The following is a 651-nucleotide window of genomic DNA, read 5'->3' as shown; positions in this document are numbered from 1 at the left end:
GAGGGCACGGAGTGCAGAGACGATGCGGCTCAGATGCTGGGCGTCGGCCACTTCCAGGTCGATGATGTCGGTGTGGAAGGGGCCTTCGCGATTGACCAGTTGCAGGTTGAGGATGTTCGCCTTGGTCGCGCCGAACACATTGGCGACGGCGGCGAGCGCGCCGGGCTGGTTCTTGACGATGACCTGCAGCCGGGCGGTGCCGCCCTTGGACTTGCTGTCCCAGCTCAAATCGACCCAGTCGTCGTCCTGGCCCGCCTCCAGCGTGCGGCAGTCGATGGTGTGGACCTCGATCGGCTCGCCGGTGCGGCGGATGCCGACGATGCGGTCGCCCGGCACCGGGTGGCAGCATTCGCTCAGCTTGTAGGCGATGCCCGGAGTCAGGCCGCGGATCGAGACCGGAGCATGCTGGCGCGGATGGGCTTCTTCCAGTTCCTGGCCGCTGGTGGAGCCGGGGATCAGCGCCTCCATCACTTCGGAATCGAGCAGGCGATGGGTGGCGATCGCCACCATCAGCGAAGCACGATCCTCGAGCTTCAATCGCTTGAGCGCGGCGTTGAGCGCCTTGTCGCCCAGCTCGCTCGCCAGTTCGGGCGAGAAGCGGCCGATGATTTCCTCATAGAGTTTTTCGCCCAGCGCCACTTCCTCGCCGCG

General features: G+C 66.1%; 1 protein-coding gene. It reads right to left on the bottom strand.

Features of this window, described 5'->3' with window-relative positions; genetic code table 11:
• Positions 1-639: RelA/SpoT AH/RIS domain-containing protein (locus ACK4SE_RS14040; protein WP_409693959.1), on the bottom strand; the 639-nt coding region annotated here is incomplete at its 3' end.
• Positions 640-651 lie beyond the last annotated feature (12 nt).

The sequence above is a fragment of the Brevundimonas sp. genome, assembly GCF_046293315.1.
Classification (GTDB): Bacteria; Pseudomonadota; Alphaproteobacteria; order Caulobacterales; family Caulobacteraceae; genus Brevundimonas.
Note: the sequence above shows the minus strand (reverse complement) of the source record. Positions and strands in the feature narration are given on the sequence as shown.